The organism is Pedobacter sp. Leaf176, assembly GCF_001424305.1.
Lineage (GTDB): Bacteria > Bacteroidota > Bacteroidia > Sphingobacteriales > Sphingobacteriaceae > Pedobacter.
Genome location: NZ_LMPD01000006.1, coordinates 137,296 through 154,370, shown reverse-complemented (window position 1 = coordinate 154,370; position 17,075 = coordinate 137,296). Strand labels below are relative to the sequence as shown.

Below are 17,075 nucleotides of genomic sequence, written 5' to 3'. Positions count from 1 at the left end.
GCCTAGTGTGTTTTTACTTGTGATGCTCTTCTGCTTAAAACTGCTTTGTATTCTTTAGGGAATACTTTTACGAAATGGTTTGACTGTGTTTTCCAATCGCTTAAGATAAACTCAGCAACTTTACTATCTGTCAAACGAATATGGGTTTTAAGCAGGGCCAGAATCCTTTCCTCATCTTCCACCTGTAAGGGATCCAAATCGACCATTTCTTTATTGCATTTACGCTCAAAAGTTCTGTTCGGATCGTATATCCAGGCTATACCGCCACTCATTCCGGCAGCAAAATTACTTCCCGTATCTCCTAAAATCAAAACCTCCCCACCGGTCATGTACTCACAACCATGGTCACCAACGCCTTCAACAACTGCAGTTGCACCAGAATTGCGTACAGCGAAACGTTCGCCGGCTTTCCCACGTGCAAATAGTTCACCGGATGTTGCACCGTAAAGTGCCACGTTTCCGATTATAATGTTCTGTTCAGGTACAAAAGTTGAATTTGCAAAAGGATATATCGCAAGTCTTGCACCTGATAAGCCTTTTCCAACATAGTCATTGGCTTCCCCCTCAAGTGATAAGGTTACACCACGGGTGTTAAATGCACCGAAGCTTTGACCTGCCGAACCAACAAATTTAAAATTGATCGTATCCGGAGGTAAACCTGCACCCAAATGTACTTTTGATATTTCATTTGATAACATGGTTCCCAAAGCGCGATCAGTGTTCTTAACCTCAAAACTCGCAAAAACGGGTTCGTTATGGTCAATCGCCGGTTGTGCAGCAGCGATAAGCTGGTGGTCCAAAACATGGGCCAAGCCGTGATCCTGATTTTCTGTATTAAATAATGGCAATCCGTTTTCTTCTGCTTTGAATAAGATCGGTGTTAAATCTAAATGCTTTAGCTTCCAGTCTTCAGCAGGCAATTCGCGCACTTTTAAAATATCGGCCTGACCTACCATTTCATGAATCGTCCTGAACCCGAGTTCAGCCATGATTTCGCGTAATTCTTCTGCAAGGAAATGGAACAAATTTACCACATGGTCTGCATTACCTGTAAAAAGTTTTCTCAATTCAGGATCTTGTGTTGCAACACCAACCGGACAGGTATTCAAGTGGCATTTACGCATCATAATACAGCCTGCAGTAACCAACGCCGCGGTAGCCACACCAAATTCTTCTGCGCCTAGTAAAGCCGCTATGGCAATGTCCCTACCCGTTTTTAGCTGGCCATCCGTTTGCAACACTATCCGGTTGCGTAATTTATTTTTAACCAACGTTTGATGAGCTTCCGCTAATCCAAGCTCCCATGGTAAACCTGCGTGTTGAATCGAAGTAAGTGGCGATGCACCTGTTCCACCGTCGAATCCGGAAACCAATATCACATCAGCATGTGCTTTCGCAACCCCTGCTGCAATGGTGCCCACTCCCGCTTTTGAAACCAGTTTGACATTGATTCTGGCCGCACGGTTGGCATTTTTTAAATCAAAAATTAACTGCGCTAAATCCTCAATAGAATAAATATCATGGTGTGGAGGAGGAGAAATTAAGCCAACTCCAGGTGTAGAATGACGAACTTTCGCAATCCAGTCATCCACCTTGTGGCCAGGCAGCTGTCCACCTTCACCAGGTTTTGCACCCTGAGCCATCTTAATCTGCAACTCATCGGCATTCGTTAAATAGTAACTGGTTACACCGAACCGGGCGGATGCAACCTGCTTAATCGCCGATCGCATGCTATCGCCATTTGGCAATTTGGTATAACGCATTTCATCTTCACCACCCTCACCGGTATTGCTTTTCCCGCCAATGCGGTTCATGGCAATGGCTAAAGTGGAATGTGCTTCGTGAGATATTGAACCAAAAGACATGGCGCCTGTAGCAAACCTTTTTAAAATAGCTTCTGTCGATTCAACTTCATGCAATGGAACCGATGGACGGCTATAATTAAACTCAAACAGACCGCGTATGGTATAAGCTTGTTGTGTTTGCTCATTTACCAGTTTGGAATACTGTTTGAAAATATTGTAGTCATTTTTCCGGGTCGCGTTTTGCAACAAATGAATTGTTTGCGGGTTAAACAAGTGTGCTTCCCCCCTGCGCCGGAATTTGTAGGTACCTCCGGCAGGTAATAAATTTTCGGTTTGCGTTGCCGGACCGAAACTGCGGTGGTGCTTAATTAATGTTTCCTTTGCGATTTCATCCAGACCTAATCCACCGATACGGGAAACCGCTCCGGTGAAATAAGTATTAACAACTTGTTTATTCAAACCCAGAATTTCGAAAATCTGTGCACCCTGGTAAGATTGCAGGGTTGAAATACCCATTTTCGAAAATATTTTAAGCAAACCGCTATTTACCGCATATATGTAATTTTTAGTAAGTTGTTCCGCTGATAAGCCAGATTCACTTTGGAAACCATTAATCGTTTCCAGGGCCAGGTAAGGGTTAATAGCAGTAACGCCAAAGCCCAATAAAGTTGCAAAATGATGCACTTCCCAGATGTCGCCGGCTTCGATAACAATACCAACCGCACCACGATAACCTTTACGGATTAAATGGTGGTGTACTGCTGAAACCGCTAACAGCGATGGCATAGCCGCGTGCTCAGAATCGATGGCCCTGTCGGTTAAAACAATCACCTGGAAACCATCTTCAACAGCATCAACCGCATACCTGCATAAACGATCCAAAGCTTTAGCCATAGCACCAGGTTTCCCGTCCGCCCTGAAATAGGTTTGTAAAGTTTTCGCCTGAAAAACACCAGTATCGATACTTCTTAATTTTTCCAGCTCCTGATTCGTTAATATCGGGTGTTTAATGGCTACGCAATGCGATTGTAATGGATTTTCTTCCAATAAATTTCCATTGCTACCCATAAAACTAGCCAGACTCATAACCACTTTTTCCCTTATCGGGTCGATTGGCGGGTTAGTTACCTGTGCAAAAAGCTGTTTGAAGTAATTCGACAGGTGTTGCGGACGTTTCGATAAAATGGCTAATGGCGTATCTGTACCCATCGATCCAATCGGTTCTTTGGCTTCGATGGCCATTGGTTTCAGCAATAAGTCGATGTCTTCCCTGCTGTAGCCAAAAACCTGCTGGTATTTAAAAATAGATTCTTCGGAAAGCCCGGTAAACATTACACGCGGTTCAGGCAATTCTTCAAGGCGAATCTGGTATTGGTTAATCCAGTCTGCATAAGGACTCTTGCCACAAACCTGCGTTTTTATTTCTTCGTCACTAATAATCCGGCCTTGCTCCATATCCACCACAAACATTTTTCCTGGTGTTAAACGGCCTTTCTCAATGATTGTACTTTGGTCTATGGCTAATGCACCTGCTTCAGAACCCATAATCACCCGGTCATCGGAAGTAATGGCATACCTCGAAGGACGAAGTCCGTTGCGATCTAATGTAGCACCAATCAGTTTACCATCCGTAAAGGCAATGGCTGCAGGTCCGTCCCACGGTTCCATCAAGGTGGCATGAAATTCATAGAAAGCCTTTTTAACGGGATCCATATCTTCATTACCATCCCAGGCCTCCGGAACAAGCATCATTAAAACATGCGGGAGTGTTCTTCCAGCATGCAGTAACAATTCAATCACGTTATCTAAACAACCTGAATCTGAATTCGTTTCATCAATTACAGGCAGCAGCATATCAAGTTCTTCAGGCGTAAAATAAGCCGAAGCAAAAGACTTAACGCTCGCCCTGAACCAGTTTAAATTCCCCTGTAGGGTATTAATTTCACCATTGTGGGCGATAAAACGGAAAGGTTGAGCCAGTCTCCATGAAGGGAATGTATTTGTAGCAAAGCGCGAATGCACCAGGCCTAATGCCGAAACCATTCGTTTATCACTTAAATCCGTAAAATAAGTTCGAACCTGGAGCGATGTTAACTGCCCTTTATAGATGATGGTCTGTGCGGAAAGCGAAACGATATAAAAGTCTTTACCCCCGTGAACCGTGTTAACAATTAGTTTTATCAGGTAATTTTTAAAAATGTACAGTTTTCGTTCAAAATCGGCACCCGCATTTACTGCGTAAGGGCGCGCGATAAAAACCTGCTCGATTTCAGGTTCAACTGAAAGCGCCATATTGCCGATGTCGGTGGTGTCGGTAGCCACTTTCCTGAAGCCAAGAATTTCTAGTCCAAGCTTTTCGGCAGCGCGGTAGATAAGTTCCCTGCATTCTTCCCTCGAGCGGATGTCTTTAGGCATAAACAGCATGCCTACCCCATAATTATTCGTAGCGGGTAGACTGAAACCAGCCTTTAAACATTCATCGTAAAAAAATTCGTGGGGAATCTGAATCATGATACCGGCACCATCGCCTGTATTTGGTTCTGCTCCACATGCCCCTCTATGATCTAGATTTTCTAAAATAGTAAGTGCATCGGAGATGATTTGATGCGATTTTCGCCCTTTCACGTGCGCAACAAAACCGATGCCGCAGGCATCGTGTTCAAATTGCGCATCATACAATCCACTGTTTGGTTCCATTCTTTGCTCGTTAGTTGTTAGTGTATAGGAAACACTAAGATAGTAAAAAAAGCTTGAAATTACAGACTTGATACGATTTTTAGAATAATTTTACCTGATAAGTAATTTTAAAGGTTTAAATTAAAAGATTAATAAATAAGCACAATAATAATTAGCAATTCAATAATAACGATTTTAACTAAATATGCCGTTAATTATCGCTCGATAGCTTTTCAAAAGCAAAACGCGTGGTTGGTCGCTTGCGTCAAAACGGCTCATTATCGGTTTATGCCTTAAGCAGCAGCAAAATGATTTTATTAAATTACTAATCAGCTATATAGACACAATGACTAAAAAATTAGAAAAATGAATTTTGTGTAACCACATCTTTTTCTACCTTTGTGCCGGGCAAGTCTTTTACGACCAGCTCCCTTTGAACTCCCCCAGGGCGGGAACGCAGCAAGGGTAGAAGGTTGTAGCGGTGCGATAGAAGGTGCTTGCCCTTTTTTTTCTTTTTTTCCCTTAATCCCCTGAAGGGGGAATTAAATTCTTCAGGGTTCAATTCATAAACTCAAATACTTAAGAATTTATAACCATGAAATTTTTTATTGACACAGCAAATCTCGATCAAATCAGAGAGGCACAGGATCTTGGCGTCTTAGACGGTGTAACCACCAATCCAAGTTTAATGGCCAAAGAGGGCATTACCGGCGAAGAGAATGTAATTAACCATTATAAAGCAATCTGCGATATTGTTGATGATAACGTGAGTGCTGAAGTAATTTCCACCACATTTGATGAGATTGTTAAAGAAGGCGAAGCATTAGCCGCCCTTAATCCAAAGATTGTAGTTAAAGTTCCGATGATTAAAGATGGTGTTAAAGCCATAAAATATTTTTCTTCGAAAGGAATTAAAACCAATTGTACCTTAATTTTCTCTGCAGGACAAGCATTATTAGCCGCTAAAGCGGGTGCAACTTATGTATCTCCGTTTTTAGGCCGTTTGGATGATATTTCCAGCGATGGTTTGGTTTTAATTGAAGACATCAGGACCATATTTGATAACTACGGTTATGAAACTCAAATCCTGGCCGCATCCATCCGTGGGCCCTTACACATTGTAAACTGTGCTAAATTAGGCGCCGATGTAATTACAGCACCATTAGCTGCAATTGTTGGTTTATTGAAACATCCGTTAACGGATAGCGGTTTGGCTACATTCTTAGCTGACCACGCAAAAGCAGCAGGCAAATAACCTGAAGCAATAATTATAATTAAACAGAAAGTCCTGAATGTCGAATCATTTGATTCAATATTCAGGACTTTTTTTTGTGCAAAGATTATCAGTTGCCAGTTGTCGGTTACCCGTTACCGGTTACCTATTCCCTATTACCTATTACCTATTACCAATTACCTATTACCAATTACCAATAAACAATTGCCTAACGACCAATGCTCAATAAACAATTTTCAATAACCAATTGAACAAGGAACAATGAACAAGGAACATTGAACCAATCATCTTTAAACCAACGTTTCCCGGTTCAGAACATCCTTCACGAGATCATATTTGATTTGCTCATCCGGTTCGATTAATATCCCCTTCACACCTGCCCCATTCGCTGCTTCCACATCCCTTGGCTTGTCGCCTATCATCACCGATAAGGCAGGGTCAATATCGTAAAGGTCAATCGCATCCAACAGCATACCCGATTTTGGTTTACGGCATTTACACTCCCCGCCTACCGTTGGGTGGTGCGGGCAATAAAAGAAACCTGCGATATCAGCGCCTTTTGCTAGAAATGCATTCCTCAACAACTGGTGCATAACAGCCAATTCCTGCTCCGTATACCGCTTTAATGCAATACCACCCTGATTGGTAATCACAATTAACAGGTAGCCCTCATCAAAGAACTTTTTCAGCACCGGAATTTGGTAGTCCAGAATTTTAAAATCTTCAACGCGACAGATGTAATCATATATCTCGTGATTCAAAACGCCATCACGATCGAGAAAAATAGCTTTGTTCATTTGAAATTTAAATATTGAAGCTTACCCTTCAGAAGATAAGCCCGGCATAAAAAATAAAACATCAAATTAAGGCAAAATTAATGGCATCAGAAAACATAACAAATGTTACCTTGCTCACTCAGTTATACGCTCCTATCTTATTGAACTGGCAAATTACTTTTTCCCAGGCGGTAGCCACTTACGGCAAAGTATAAGATAAATAAGTAAGCAGGAATCATCATAAGATAGGCCGTTTGCCCATTACCTGTAGTTTCAGAGATGTAACCATAAACCGGTGGCAGAACTGCACCGCCAACAATCGCCATAATTAATAAGGCTGAACCTGTCTTTGTGAATTTCCCGAGTCCATCTATCGCCATCGGGAAGATAGCAGGCCACATTACGGAGTTTGAAAAACCCAAAAGGGCGAAAATCCAAATAGCCGGATGAGTTGGCAAATTCAATTCGATACCCAATAGATGTAGCGTTGTCAAACCTGGATTGGCTTTAATAAATACAACCAAAATGACTAATAACATACTCAACAAACAAGAAACAATTAAGGCATTTCTTTGAGAAATAAAGCGGGGAATGGATATGATGCCAATCGTGTAACCAAGCAATAAACCGTAGCCTGTGTAAGTAGCGAAGCTTTTAGAAATATCCAGTTTATAACCAAGATGCGTACCCAAACCGGCAAATGTATCATAACTGATGACTTCCATGCCCACGTAGAAAAATAGTGCGAACACACCAATGATTAGATGAGGAAAATTAAGTACATTCTTATCAGCGCTGGCTAATTGCGCATTTCCAGGTAAGGCATTAAGTTCTAAAATATCTTGCTCCGCTTCAACTTCAGGCAACTGAACAAAAAATAATAGAACTCCAATAAGTGCGAATGATGTCGCTATAAATACGTATGGCATCACTACTTTACGGGCAAGGGCGTCTAAAGCCGTATTCTTTGCTACTTCATTCATCGTCCTGAGGCTGGCCTCGAAGGCATCGCTGTCTTTAAGAATAATGCCGCCTAAGACATAGACCGCCAGGATGCCGGCAATTTTATTACAAATCCCTAAAATGCTAATGCGTTTTGCAGCGCTTTCTTTCGGTCCTAATGCCGCAGCATAAGGATTAGACGCCGTTTGCAGTAAAGGTAAACCGCTGCCAATCACAAATAATCCAATCAAGAATGTTGGAAAACTTCGTGTATAAGCCGCAGGTATAAAAATTGCAGCCCCTATTGCCATCGCAAATAAACCGATTGACATGCCTTTCTTAAATCCCGTGAATTTCAATACCAATGAAGAAGGAATTGACATTACAAAATAGGCAGCAAAAAATGCAGAAGCAACATAATATGATTCAGTGCTCGAAAGTTGACAAGCAATTTTCAGATATGGAATAAGTTGACTATTTGCCCAGGTAATAAAGCCGAAAATAAAAAAAAGGACACCGATAACGAATAATGCAAAAGAATAATTTTGCGATTTTTGGGGATCTGACATGATATGATTAGGTATTTTGAATGGTTTCGCCAAAATAACCAATAATTTTCCTCAATTAGAAATGATTTATTTGTAAAATCCTTTTACCAGATAGATTTAAAATTTATTTTAAGCAAAAAACCATGACTTCTAAACTATATTACTCAGAAATACGAATAGAAAAGAGCAAAGTAAGTCTTTTCATTCTTAGAAACGGCAATACCGCTATAATCAACTGGCATTACACATCAAAAAAATGCTGTTTAGTTTTCAACGGTATTGGGCAAACGATCAATTTGAATTAAAATAAAAAGAAAAGCTAATTTACTTATAAGTGGTCAACATCGCGTTTGGTTTGCTTAGCTCCTGCTCTTTTGATTGTTACGCTTTGCATTAATGCAATACAGGAGTTTGCAGAAGGTTTAAAATAAAGGTATGGCAGTTGCTGGCCGAATTCAATTAGAATCCAAAAAAATAGTGCTTCATAATTAATCACCTTAGAAATCAATACAGTAGCACTTTTCCATTTATTTTATTTGCATTAAATCTCATTGAATCCTATATTTGCATCACTTTAAAAAAACGGCGACGTTTTAGATTCCGTAGCTCAGCTGGTAGAGCATTACACTTTTAATGTAGTGGTCCTGGGTTCGAATCCCAGCGGGATCACAAGAAACCTCACAGAAATGTGAGGTTTTTTTGTTTAAAAGGGATTCGAACCCGGGTTCGAACTTTTCTCTTGAGCGGGTTTGTGTTCAGCTTGCGGGTGCGAAAAATCCCAGCGGGATCACAGAAATCCTCCAACGAATTTGGGGGATTTTTTATTTATTATCCGCTTGGATTCGAACAGAAGCGCCGGCCTGGGTTCGATTTGTAAAAGGCTCAGAGCCTAATTCGGCGAATTGTGGGGCTGAGCCAATCCCAGCGGGATCACAAAAAACCTCACAGAAATATGAGTTTTTTTTGTTTAAAAGGGGTTCGAACCCGGGTTTGAACTTTTCTCTTGAGCGGGTTTGTGTTCAGGCTTGCGGGTGCGAAAAATCCCAGCGGGATCACACCAAAGACTATCAAAATGTATAAAACCCTGCAATCGCACGATTAGCAGGGTTTTTGCTTTTAGGGAATTGGTAATGCAAGAGTATTATATGTATTCTATTCTAACTGGCATTAAACCCGTTTAACGATCCTGGTAAGCTAAAGGTAAATGTAGTACCTTTGCCTAGTTCACTTTCAACCGCCAGAGTTCCGTTATTGGCATCAACAAATTCCTTACAGATCAATAGCCCCAGACTTGTACCTACCTCTTCGGATGTACCCTTTGTACTAACAGCAGCCAGTTTGAACAGCGTATCGATCCTGTCCTTACTGATACCCACACCATTATCAGATACCTTGAAATCCAGGAAACCTTCCCGCATCATTTGCGCACCCAAACTAATATGGCCATTTTCAGGGGTAAACTTTATAGCGTTAGCCAGAAGGTTTCTTACCAGAAAATCAAAGTGATCTGAATCTGCCCTGACCAACAAATTATCCGGTACCTCAAAGGTTACATTTATGTTTTTGTTATCCGCGGCAGCGCTCAGCAAGGCCATATTGGCAATTATGTTATTTTTTGGATTAAACTCAGTTATGCTTAGCTGCACGCCCTTAATCTGCATCTGACCCCACCTTAATAGCTTATCCAATACCCCCAAACTACTTTCGCAGTGTAAAATCAACTTGTTTACCATTACCTCCTGCACATCCTCTTTTAATCTCTTGTTGGCGATAAACTTTAAAACGGTTACGGAAGAAGCCAAAGGGGATCTGATATCATGTGCCAGAATAGAAAAAAACCTGTCCTTTTGCAGATTACTCCCCTCCAGTTTATAATTGGCCTGCCTGAGTAATTTATTCAGGTGCCTGGATCTGGAATAATAGACCAGCGTGATGATAAAAAGGACGGTAATGGCAACGGCAATCGCTATGATGAAATTTTTAAAGCTGGCCTCTTCGTTAGCCTCTACTTTGAGCTGATTTAGCTGCGCTTTAGATTTTTCAAGCTCGTAGGCCCGTTCCAGACTTAATATCTGTTTATTCATATCCCTGTAATAAACATCTTCTGAAATCTGATAACTCCGTTCTACCAGAGCGAGCGCTTTCTGGAAATCACCTTTCTTCTTGAACAGCGTACCCAGTTTATTCAGGATATAGGTTTCCTGAAGGTATACTTTGTGGCTTCCTGCGATTTTCAGAGCCTCATTCAGATATTTTATGGCGGTATCGGGTTGGTCTTTCTCATAAACATCTGCCAGTTCCTGCAATACGGTCATTTGCCTCATTACATTTTTAATTTTCCTTGATAAACTAAGTGCAAGTTTGAGGGTTTTAACAGCCCTGTCAACTTCGCCCTTTTCAAAATATGCGGTACCCAGCTGCTTTAACAAACTGACTTTTGAACCATTGTATTCAATTTTGTTGCTTTTAGATAGCCCGGTATTTATGTAGTCGATTGCCTTATCATATTGCTTTAGACTCATATAGAGGTATCCATAACTGATATACATGTTAAGGGAAAAGCTTGATGTTGGCAGCTGTCGATCTATCTTCTCGGCAATCACAAGATTTTCGAGACAGCTTTTGAAATCGTTGAGACTGAAATAGTTTTCCGAAATCGCAACGCGCGCCTCCAGAATACCCAATTTATCGCCATTTTTTGTACTCAGCGCCAGGGCCTCCATGAAATAGGCCAGAGACCTGTCGTAATTGGCTTTTCGCTTTTCTACTACGCCTAGCCTGATTAAAGTGGAGGCAAGTCCTTTTTGATTTTTGTTTCTTCTATAGATAGCTTCTGCCTCCAGGTAGCATTGCCTTGAATCCCTGTACATGGCAGCATTATCCAGTATCATTCCATATTGGTGCAACAAACCCGCGTAACCTGATTCATCCTTGTTGCGTAAAGCTTTTTTTAAACCTGCTTTTACAAACAGCGTAGCGGAATCTGGATCCAGGTAGCGATAATGCTTAATAACTTTAATAAACTCACCGGCAGTTTTTAAGTCTTCCGGCCTTTTCTGAGCATGGGTAATACTAACATTGTAAACAAGCCCGATCAGGGTAAATACAAAAAATAAATAAACACTATAAGCTTTTAATCGTATGATCATTTTACTCAGCTTTACTCTTTTCAATCCAATTTTTTTTGCGAAAATAACCTTAATAAATTAACATTTCCCACAATAATAAAAAGCGCTTAAATAAGTGTACGGTTCAGAGTTCCGAATTCCGGTAGATTTTATCACGTTATCAGGCTCACGGTTGGTGTTGTTTGAAGCTTGTAACGATATAACTTGCAATTATATTAGATTCTAACATGTCATTTTTCAGAAAAATTTTATTGCACCCCTCTTCCAATGTTAATTTTTTGCTCTTAAGCCTACTCAGGAGGATTGGCAAAAACTTTAGGATTGAGGTAAGCTATAGCACGACCTGATTCTTACCGCCCGGATTTGATTGGAAGCCGAGCATCGGATTTCGATGTCTTCATAACCAGTTTGGTTTGTACCCGTCCCACCCCTATCGTTGCGAACAACTTTTTCATAAGTACTTCATGGTATTCATGCTGATCTTTAGCAACTATTTTTAGCATGAAGTCGTAATCTCCCGTCATATAATGGCACTCCATCACTTCAGGAATTTTAACAATCTCCCTTTCGAAACTATTAAGTAAATCTTCACTATGGTCTTTTAGTTGGATACTGGTAAATGTCATAAACCCAAAATCGAGCTTATCATAGTCGAGCACAACAGTGTATTTTTTAATGAATCCCTCATCCCGTAAACGCTGTATACGGCTTTGAATGGAACTGTGTGACTTATTTAATTTGAGTCCTATTTCACGGGTGGGTAGGCGAGCATCCTCCTGTAAAATATCAAGAATCGATAAATCAAGCGAATCTAGTTTTTGCATATTTTGATTTGTCCAATAATCAGAAGATAAAAAAGCAAATTTAATACATTTGTTCAAAATTTATGTACTATTTAATCCATTTAACTCGATTTCAATAAATTATTGTTAATCTGTACAAAATAAATGAATTTTGCAGAACATAATAATCATTTCCTTTTTTTAGCTGTTATGATTCTTCTCACTTTCCAATGTAAAATTTGATCGGTAACTGATGTTACAAAAAAGGTGTCCAAAAGTAATTCATGTAACAAAATATGTTTCAACAGATTTTTAATCACCTTTCCCGGTTTGTTTATAATGAACATTTTATTCATTCCCTACGCATAACAATAGCCATTATATTACCAACTTTTTTGGGGTTTTACCTGGGGTTTCCTTCCCAAGCAATATATATAGGACTTGGAACACTTCTTATTGGATTAAGTGATGTCCCCTCTGACATGTTCAAAAAAAATCTATTGATGTTATTCAGTTCATTTATCCTTGCCGCAGTTGCTTTAATTACCGCTTTGTCTTTTGCCAATGAACTACTCTTGTTGATGCTGATTTTATTTTTCTGTTTCAGCTTTACTATGCTGGGGATTTACGGTGGTACAATCAGCGCTATAGGTTCAATGGCGTTGATGATGATGGTATTAACCATTGGCTTCAAACCACCTAACGCCCTCGAATTCAGCGCGTGCATTTTTATAGGTGGGATATGGAACTTTATTATTTCAGCATTCGTTCGCCGCCTTGTTCCCTATCAACAAATAAAGCTGGCGCTGAGCAGTTGTACGATTGAAATATCAGCATTTCTTAGAAAAAAGGCGCTGTTTTATGACGTCAATGTCCCACTCGATGTTTGCTTTAAAAACATCATCGCTGATCATAACAAGGTAAGTGAAAAACAAGAGAAAATGAGGTCGATTCTATTGCATGAAAAAGGCTTTATTAATAGCAAACTAAAGAACGTTAACCGTTACATTCACATCGCCGCCGAAGTTATCGACCTCTATGAAGATGTACTTGCTATTCATGACGACTACCAGAATCTCCGGTTATTGCTAACTGATATGCGGCTACTTCAACCGATCAACCAGCTCATCAATCTTATGGCAGATGACCTGGAAGTGATCGGTCGGTTAATTATTAAAAACCGTTCTGAGGATTATTCCATTAGTGACACCGCATTAAGGTTAGAACAGCTAAAAACGGTGTCAGATAATTCATTTGGTCAAAAAGGAAAATTGCTAAAAAAGATCGTAGATAATTTAGATCGTATTTCCACAAAAATAACGACTATCGGGCTATTGATGAATGCGCCGTTTGTAGAGCGTATTTCAAAAAATGATGCGTTTCTTTTCTCCGCCAATCAATCTATTACCTTCAGGCAGATGTACGAACATCTTAATTTCCGATCGCCAGTTTTCAGGTTTGCGCTCCGCTTGACATTTTGCTGTCTATTCGCACATATAAGCAGTTTGTTCTTTTTATCGGCCAAATATGACTATTGGTTAGTATTAACCGTACTAGTGGTTTCAAGACCTGGCTTCAACAACACTAAACGCCGGAATATTCAACGTGTAAAAGGGACGCTGTTTGGTATCGCGGTTGCTTTTGCAATATTGCTTATAACACCAGATACTAATGTACAGGTAATTTTTATTATACTGTTTCTATGGGCATATATTGGTTTCTTGCATATTGATTACCAGGTAAGCGTTTTTTTTATTACGCTGGTGGCAATACTAGGGATTGAAATTCTTGGAAATTCCCAGCATGACATATTATGGCAACGTGGCCTCGACACCATAATTGGTTGTGCAGCGTCACTGTTATCCACGCTGTTATTTCCATTATGGGAAAGACAGAAAATTAAGAACCTACTAACCAGTATACTCGTTGCTGACTTAGCTTACCTTGACCAGTTGCTTACGTTAATGTCGGGCGAAAAACTAAACGTTATAAATTATAAACTGGCAAGGAAACAGGTTTTTATATCTTCAGCCAATTTTTCAAGCGCATATGAACTGATGCTTGCAGAACCAAATTCCGAAAAGGAAACTGAAGGGATATTTATTCAGGTGCAGATTCTGAACCATCAGTTGTACGCATATGTTGCTTCGCTTTTCCATGAAATGGTTAGGAATTCGCCCGCAACCAACGTTGAGCCATATCGTACATTGATTAAAAAAGCAGTAAAATATTTAAGTGACAGTATAAAGCTGTTAAATATTGAAACATCATTAGATGCTGCGTCAATCCAACGGATTGAAAATGATACCTCCGCAAATTATTCTGATGGTAATGTTCCCAGCGCACAGTCCATGCAGATTGTAGCATTAGCCAGGCGGATGTTTATGGAATTAAACAAACTGCCTGTAAACAACAGCATTAAGAAGTCAAAAAAGCATTGAATTATTTAATAAGGAATTCATGCTACTAGCCTTTTTATTTGGATGAGGCGTCTATTTGAATGACCGACAGAATGTTGCCGGCGGGATCCTTAAACCAGGCAATGCTTGGTCCGCCGTTATCTTTCGAAATTCCTTTTTCATCGGTTTTAAGATATTCTTCATCATATTGTTCAAAAGAGATGCCCTTATTAGTTAAGTCATCAACGGTCGCCTCAATGTCATCAACCGGAAAGTTCAGCACGGTGAAAGTTGCCGGCTCGTGATTAGGTTTTGGATAGACAAGAACGTTCGAAGAACCCGGTATTTCCAGTTCGATTAAGCCCATCGGGTTATCTTTAACGGTTAATCCAAGGCTGTTCTGGTAAAAATCTTTTGCTTTTGGAACGTCGTTTACCGAAAACGAACTAAACCCTTTTGAATTTTTTAACATAGCGATTTACATTTTATGATTTCCAGGCACCGAGCAGACGACGGATGACAACGATTTCTGCAACATGATAAGCATTGTGATCAGCGATTTGCAAAGCTTCACGTAAAATATTTTGTCCGTCGCCATGGGGAATTTTCCCAAACAAATCTTCCGATTCAATAAGTCTAATAAATTCCTGGAGGTTATCATCTATCTGCTTTAATGATTCTAACCATTTTCCCTCCTCTGATGGGGCAAGCGCTTCAACCCAGTATTCATCGGGCCATTTTGGCGATTTATGGTTTCCATCTTTACTAAATTCCAACATATCCCATTGGGCAATTCGGATGTGTTCTACCAATTGCCAGATGCTGTATGGCAAATTTTCGGGTATTTTACCCAGTAATTCGAAAGGTAAACCTTTAACTGCATCTTTAAAACCCACATGCGCGGAACCCCCGTTTAATAACTTTTTAAGTTCGGCAATTAATATTTCTTTGTTTTCCATATTCGATTTTATTATCGCTTAACTACAACAATTAAAAAGAAATTCAGTTTTTATTCAAATCAATAGGCCACCGGACAAAACCCCAGTCTGGTGCGAACTTGTAGCTCGTATCCGAATTAGCTTAAATTATATCATTTCTGACTTATATGTTTAGAAATAAAAATCAGTTGAATAATTCAATCTACATAATCTCGCGCAAGCGACCCGCTTGTGACTAATATGCTTTCCTACCAAAGCAACTTTATATTTTCCATCACTATAGTTTTTGTTTACGGTTTTCCGTAATAAAATGGAAATGCATTAATCTATTTTTAACAAATTATAAAAAAGCTAAGGGCGAATCATGGAAATTGCTTTTAAAACATTTGCAAAAATTAATTAGCCACGGAAACACAGAAATCACGGAGGAGATTAAAGTTTTTCGTGTTTTTTGTGCTTCCGTGGCAAACATAATGCTTAGGCATGCGCAAAAAGAGGAAGAATTATCGGAAAAAAGTTAAAAGCGATTTCGCTGAAGGGAGAATAATAAATAATAGTATTTAATCTACAAATCTTTAATTTATTGCTTATACTTGCTTTGAATTAACCAACTCGATCTCAATGAAATACCAACCATTTAAGCGCTATTTCCCTTAGCATATAATTTAATTTTAACGAAAGATACTCAGTGATATCAGTATCTAACTACCAGCTGTCTTATTTGCGATAGCCATATTTATATTGCCTGAAAATGGAAGAATAAATGCCTGAATCCTTCTTTTAAGAGGAATCATATTTATCTTCTGAAATAAAATTGCCAAATGAAAATCCTCCATACTGCAGACTGGCACATAGGCCAGTTATTTCACGAATACGATCGTAGCTATGAACACCAACAGTTCCTTTACTGGCTGATACAAACGTTACAAACAAAACAAATCGATGTCCTGCTTATCAGCGGCGATGTTTTCGATATATCCAATCCCTCGGCTCAATCGATCCGGATGTTCTATACCTTCCTGAAGCAGGCTACAACCAACAATCCAGCCCTACAGGTTATAATCACGGCAGGCAATCACGATTCAGCTTCCCGTTTAGAAGCTCCAAAGCCTTTACTGGAATCTTCTAATGTGCACATCATTGGCCTGGTTGAAAAGGATGCGGATGGAAATATCGATTATGAAAAACTCACCATTCCGCTCCATGATAAAGATGGCAACATAAAAGTGTGGTGCTTAGCCATACCCTTTTTGCGTATGGGCGACTACCCTACTATTGCTGACTGCGCCAATCCTTATAGTGAAGGCGTTACCGCATTATATAAAGAGGCTTTTGAATATGCAGCGCAGAAAAAGCAAGACGGGCAAAGCATTATTGCGATGGGACATTTACATACACAACATGCCGAAATTACTGAACTGGACAAAACCGAAAGGCTCATTATGGGTGGTGTGGAGTGCGTTTCGGCCGCAGCTTTTCACCCCGACATCAAATACGTAGCACTAGGCCACATCCATAAAGCGCAACGCATTGGCGGAAAAGAGCATATTCGCTATTCGGGCAGTCCATTGCCTATGTCTTTTTCAGAATTAAATTACAAACATCAGGTTATCATTTTTGAACTCGATCAGGAAATCAGCAACCTCGAAGCTATAGAAATTCCGGTATTTGTACCACTTCAAAGAGTTCCATTAAAACATCAGCCACTGCATGAGGTTATAGCCCTGTTAGATCAATTGCCAACGAAGGATTTAGCTGTAGAAACATCCCCTTATCTTGAAGTAAGGGTATTACTAAGGACCCGAACCTGCCCTGCGCTATAAAATAGAAACCGCACTGACAGGCAA

Annotated in this window: 10 protein-coding genes, 1 tRNA gene and 1 other RNA gene; 5 read left to right on the top strand and 7 right to left on the bottom strand. The window is 40.0% G+C overall.

The window, feature by feature from the left end:
• Window positions 1-2: 2 nt before the first annotated feature.
• A complete protein-coding gene (gene gltB, locus ASF92_RS16735) occupies window positions 3-4,502 on the bottom strand; it encodes a glutamate synthase large subunit (protein WP_056095851.1) in 4,500 nt (1,499 codons plus the stop codon).
• A 385-nt stretch (window positions 4,503-4,887) separates the two neighbouring features.
• Between gltB and ffs the strand changes: the two genes are divergently transcribed.
• Window positions 4,888-4,987: signal recognition particle sRNA small type (gene ffs / locus ASF92_RS20855), an RNA gene on the top strand.
• Window positions 4,988-5,076: 89 nt separating this feature from the next.
• Window positions 5,077-5,736 carry a fructose-6-phosphate aldolase gene (fsa, locus tag ASF92_RS16725; RefSeq protein WP_056095845.1) on the top strand — a complete coding sequence of 220 codons (660 nt, stop codon included), beginning with the start codon at window positions 5,077-5,079 and terminating at the stop codon, window positions 5,734-5,736.
• 269 nt (window positions 5,737-6,005) lie between these two features.
• Here fsa and ASF92_RS16720 read toward each other — a convergent pair whose 3' ends face one another.
• Window positions 6,006-6,512: an HAD-IIIA family hydrolase gene (locus ASF92_RS16720; RefSeq protein ID WP_056095842.1), complete on the bottom strand. Its 507-nt coding sequence runs from the start codon at window positions 6,510-6,512 to the stop codon at window positions 6,006-6,008.
• Between the two features lie 137 nt (window positions 6,513-6,649).
• Window positions 6,650-8,002 (bottom strand): sugar MFS transporter, encoded by a 1,353-nt coding sequence (locus ASF92_RS16715; protein ID WP_056095839.1) that lies wholly within the window; start codon window positions 8,000-8,002, stop codon window positions 6,650-6,652.
• 575 nt (window positions 8,003-8,577) lie between these two features.
• Between ASF92_RS16715 and ASF92_RS16705 the strand changes: the two genes are divergently transcribed.
• Window positions 8,578-8,650, top strand: a tRNA-Lys gene (locus tag ASF92_RS16705).
• Window positions 8,651-9,138: 488 nt separating this feature from the next.
• Here the strand turns inward: ASF92_RS16705 and ASF92_RS16700 are convergent.
• Together ASF92_RS16700 and ASF92_RS16695 are read right to left on the bottom strand one after the other, a co-directional pair.
• Window positions 9,139-11,130, bottom strand: coding sequence for a tetratricopeptide repeat protein (locus ASF92_RS16700; protein ID WP_056095832.1), 1,992 nt, complete (start codon window positions 11,128-11,130; stop codon window positions 9,139-9,141).
• Window positions 11,131-11,459: 329 nt separating this feature from the next.
• The gene (locus tag ASF92_RS16695) at window positions 11,460-11,933 is read right to left on the bottom strand and encodes an Lrp/AsnC family transcriptional regulator (RefSeq protein ID WP_056095828.1); all 474 of its coding nucleotides are present in this window, start codon (window positions 11,931-11,933) and stop codon (window positions 11,460-11,462) included.
• 461 nt (window positions 11,934-12,394) lie between these two features.
• On the opposite strand from ASF92_RS16695, the gene ASF92_RS16690 reads away from it, so the two are divergent.
• Window positions 12,395-14,332: an FUSC family membrane protein gene (locus ASF92_RS16690; protein WP_197413321.1), complete on the top strand. Its 1,938-nt coding sequence runs from the start codon at window positions 12,395-12,397 to the stop codon at window positions 14,330-14,332.
• 34 nt (window positions 14,333-14,366) lie between these two features.
• On the opposite strand, the gene ASF92_RS16685 is transcribed toward ASF92_RS16690, so the two are convergent.
• Together ASF92_RS16685 and ASF92_RS16680 are read right to left on the bottom strand one after the other, a co-directional pair.
• Entirely contained in the window at window positions 14,367-14,762 is a 396-nt protein-coding gene (locus tag ASF92_RS16685) for a VOC family protein (protein WP_056095822.1), read from the bottom strand.
• A gap of 13 nt (window positions 14,763-14,775) precedes the next feature.
• Entirely contained in the window at window positions 14,776-15,249 is a 474-nt protein-coding gene (locus ASF92_RS16680) for a DinB family protein (RefSeq protein ID WP_056095818.1), read from the bottom strand.
• Window positions 15,250-16,049: 800 nt separating this feature from the next.
• On the opposite strand from ASF92_RS16680, the gene ASF92_RS16675 reads away from it, so the two are divergent.
• Window positions 16,050-17,051, top strand: coding sequence for an exonuclease subunit SbcD (locus ASF92_RS16675; RefSeq protein WP_197413320.1), 1,002 nt, complete (start codon window positions 16,050-16,052; stop codon window positions 17,049-17,051).
• Window positions 17,052-17,075: the final 24 nt, after the last annotated feature.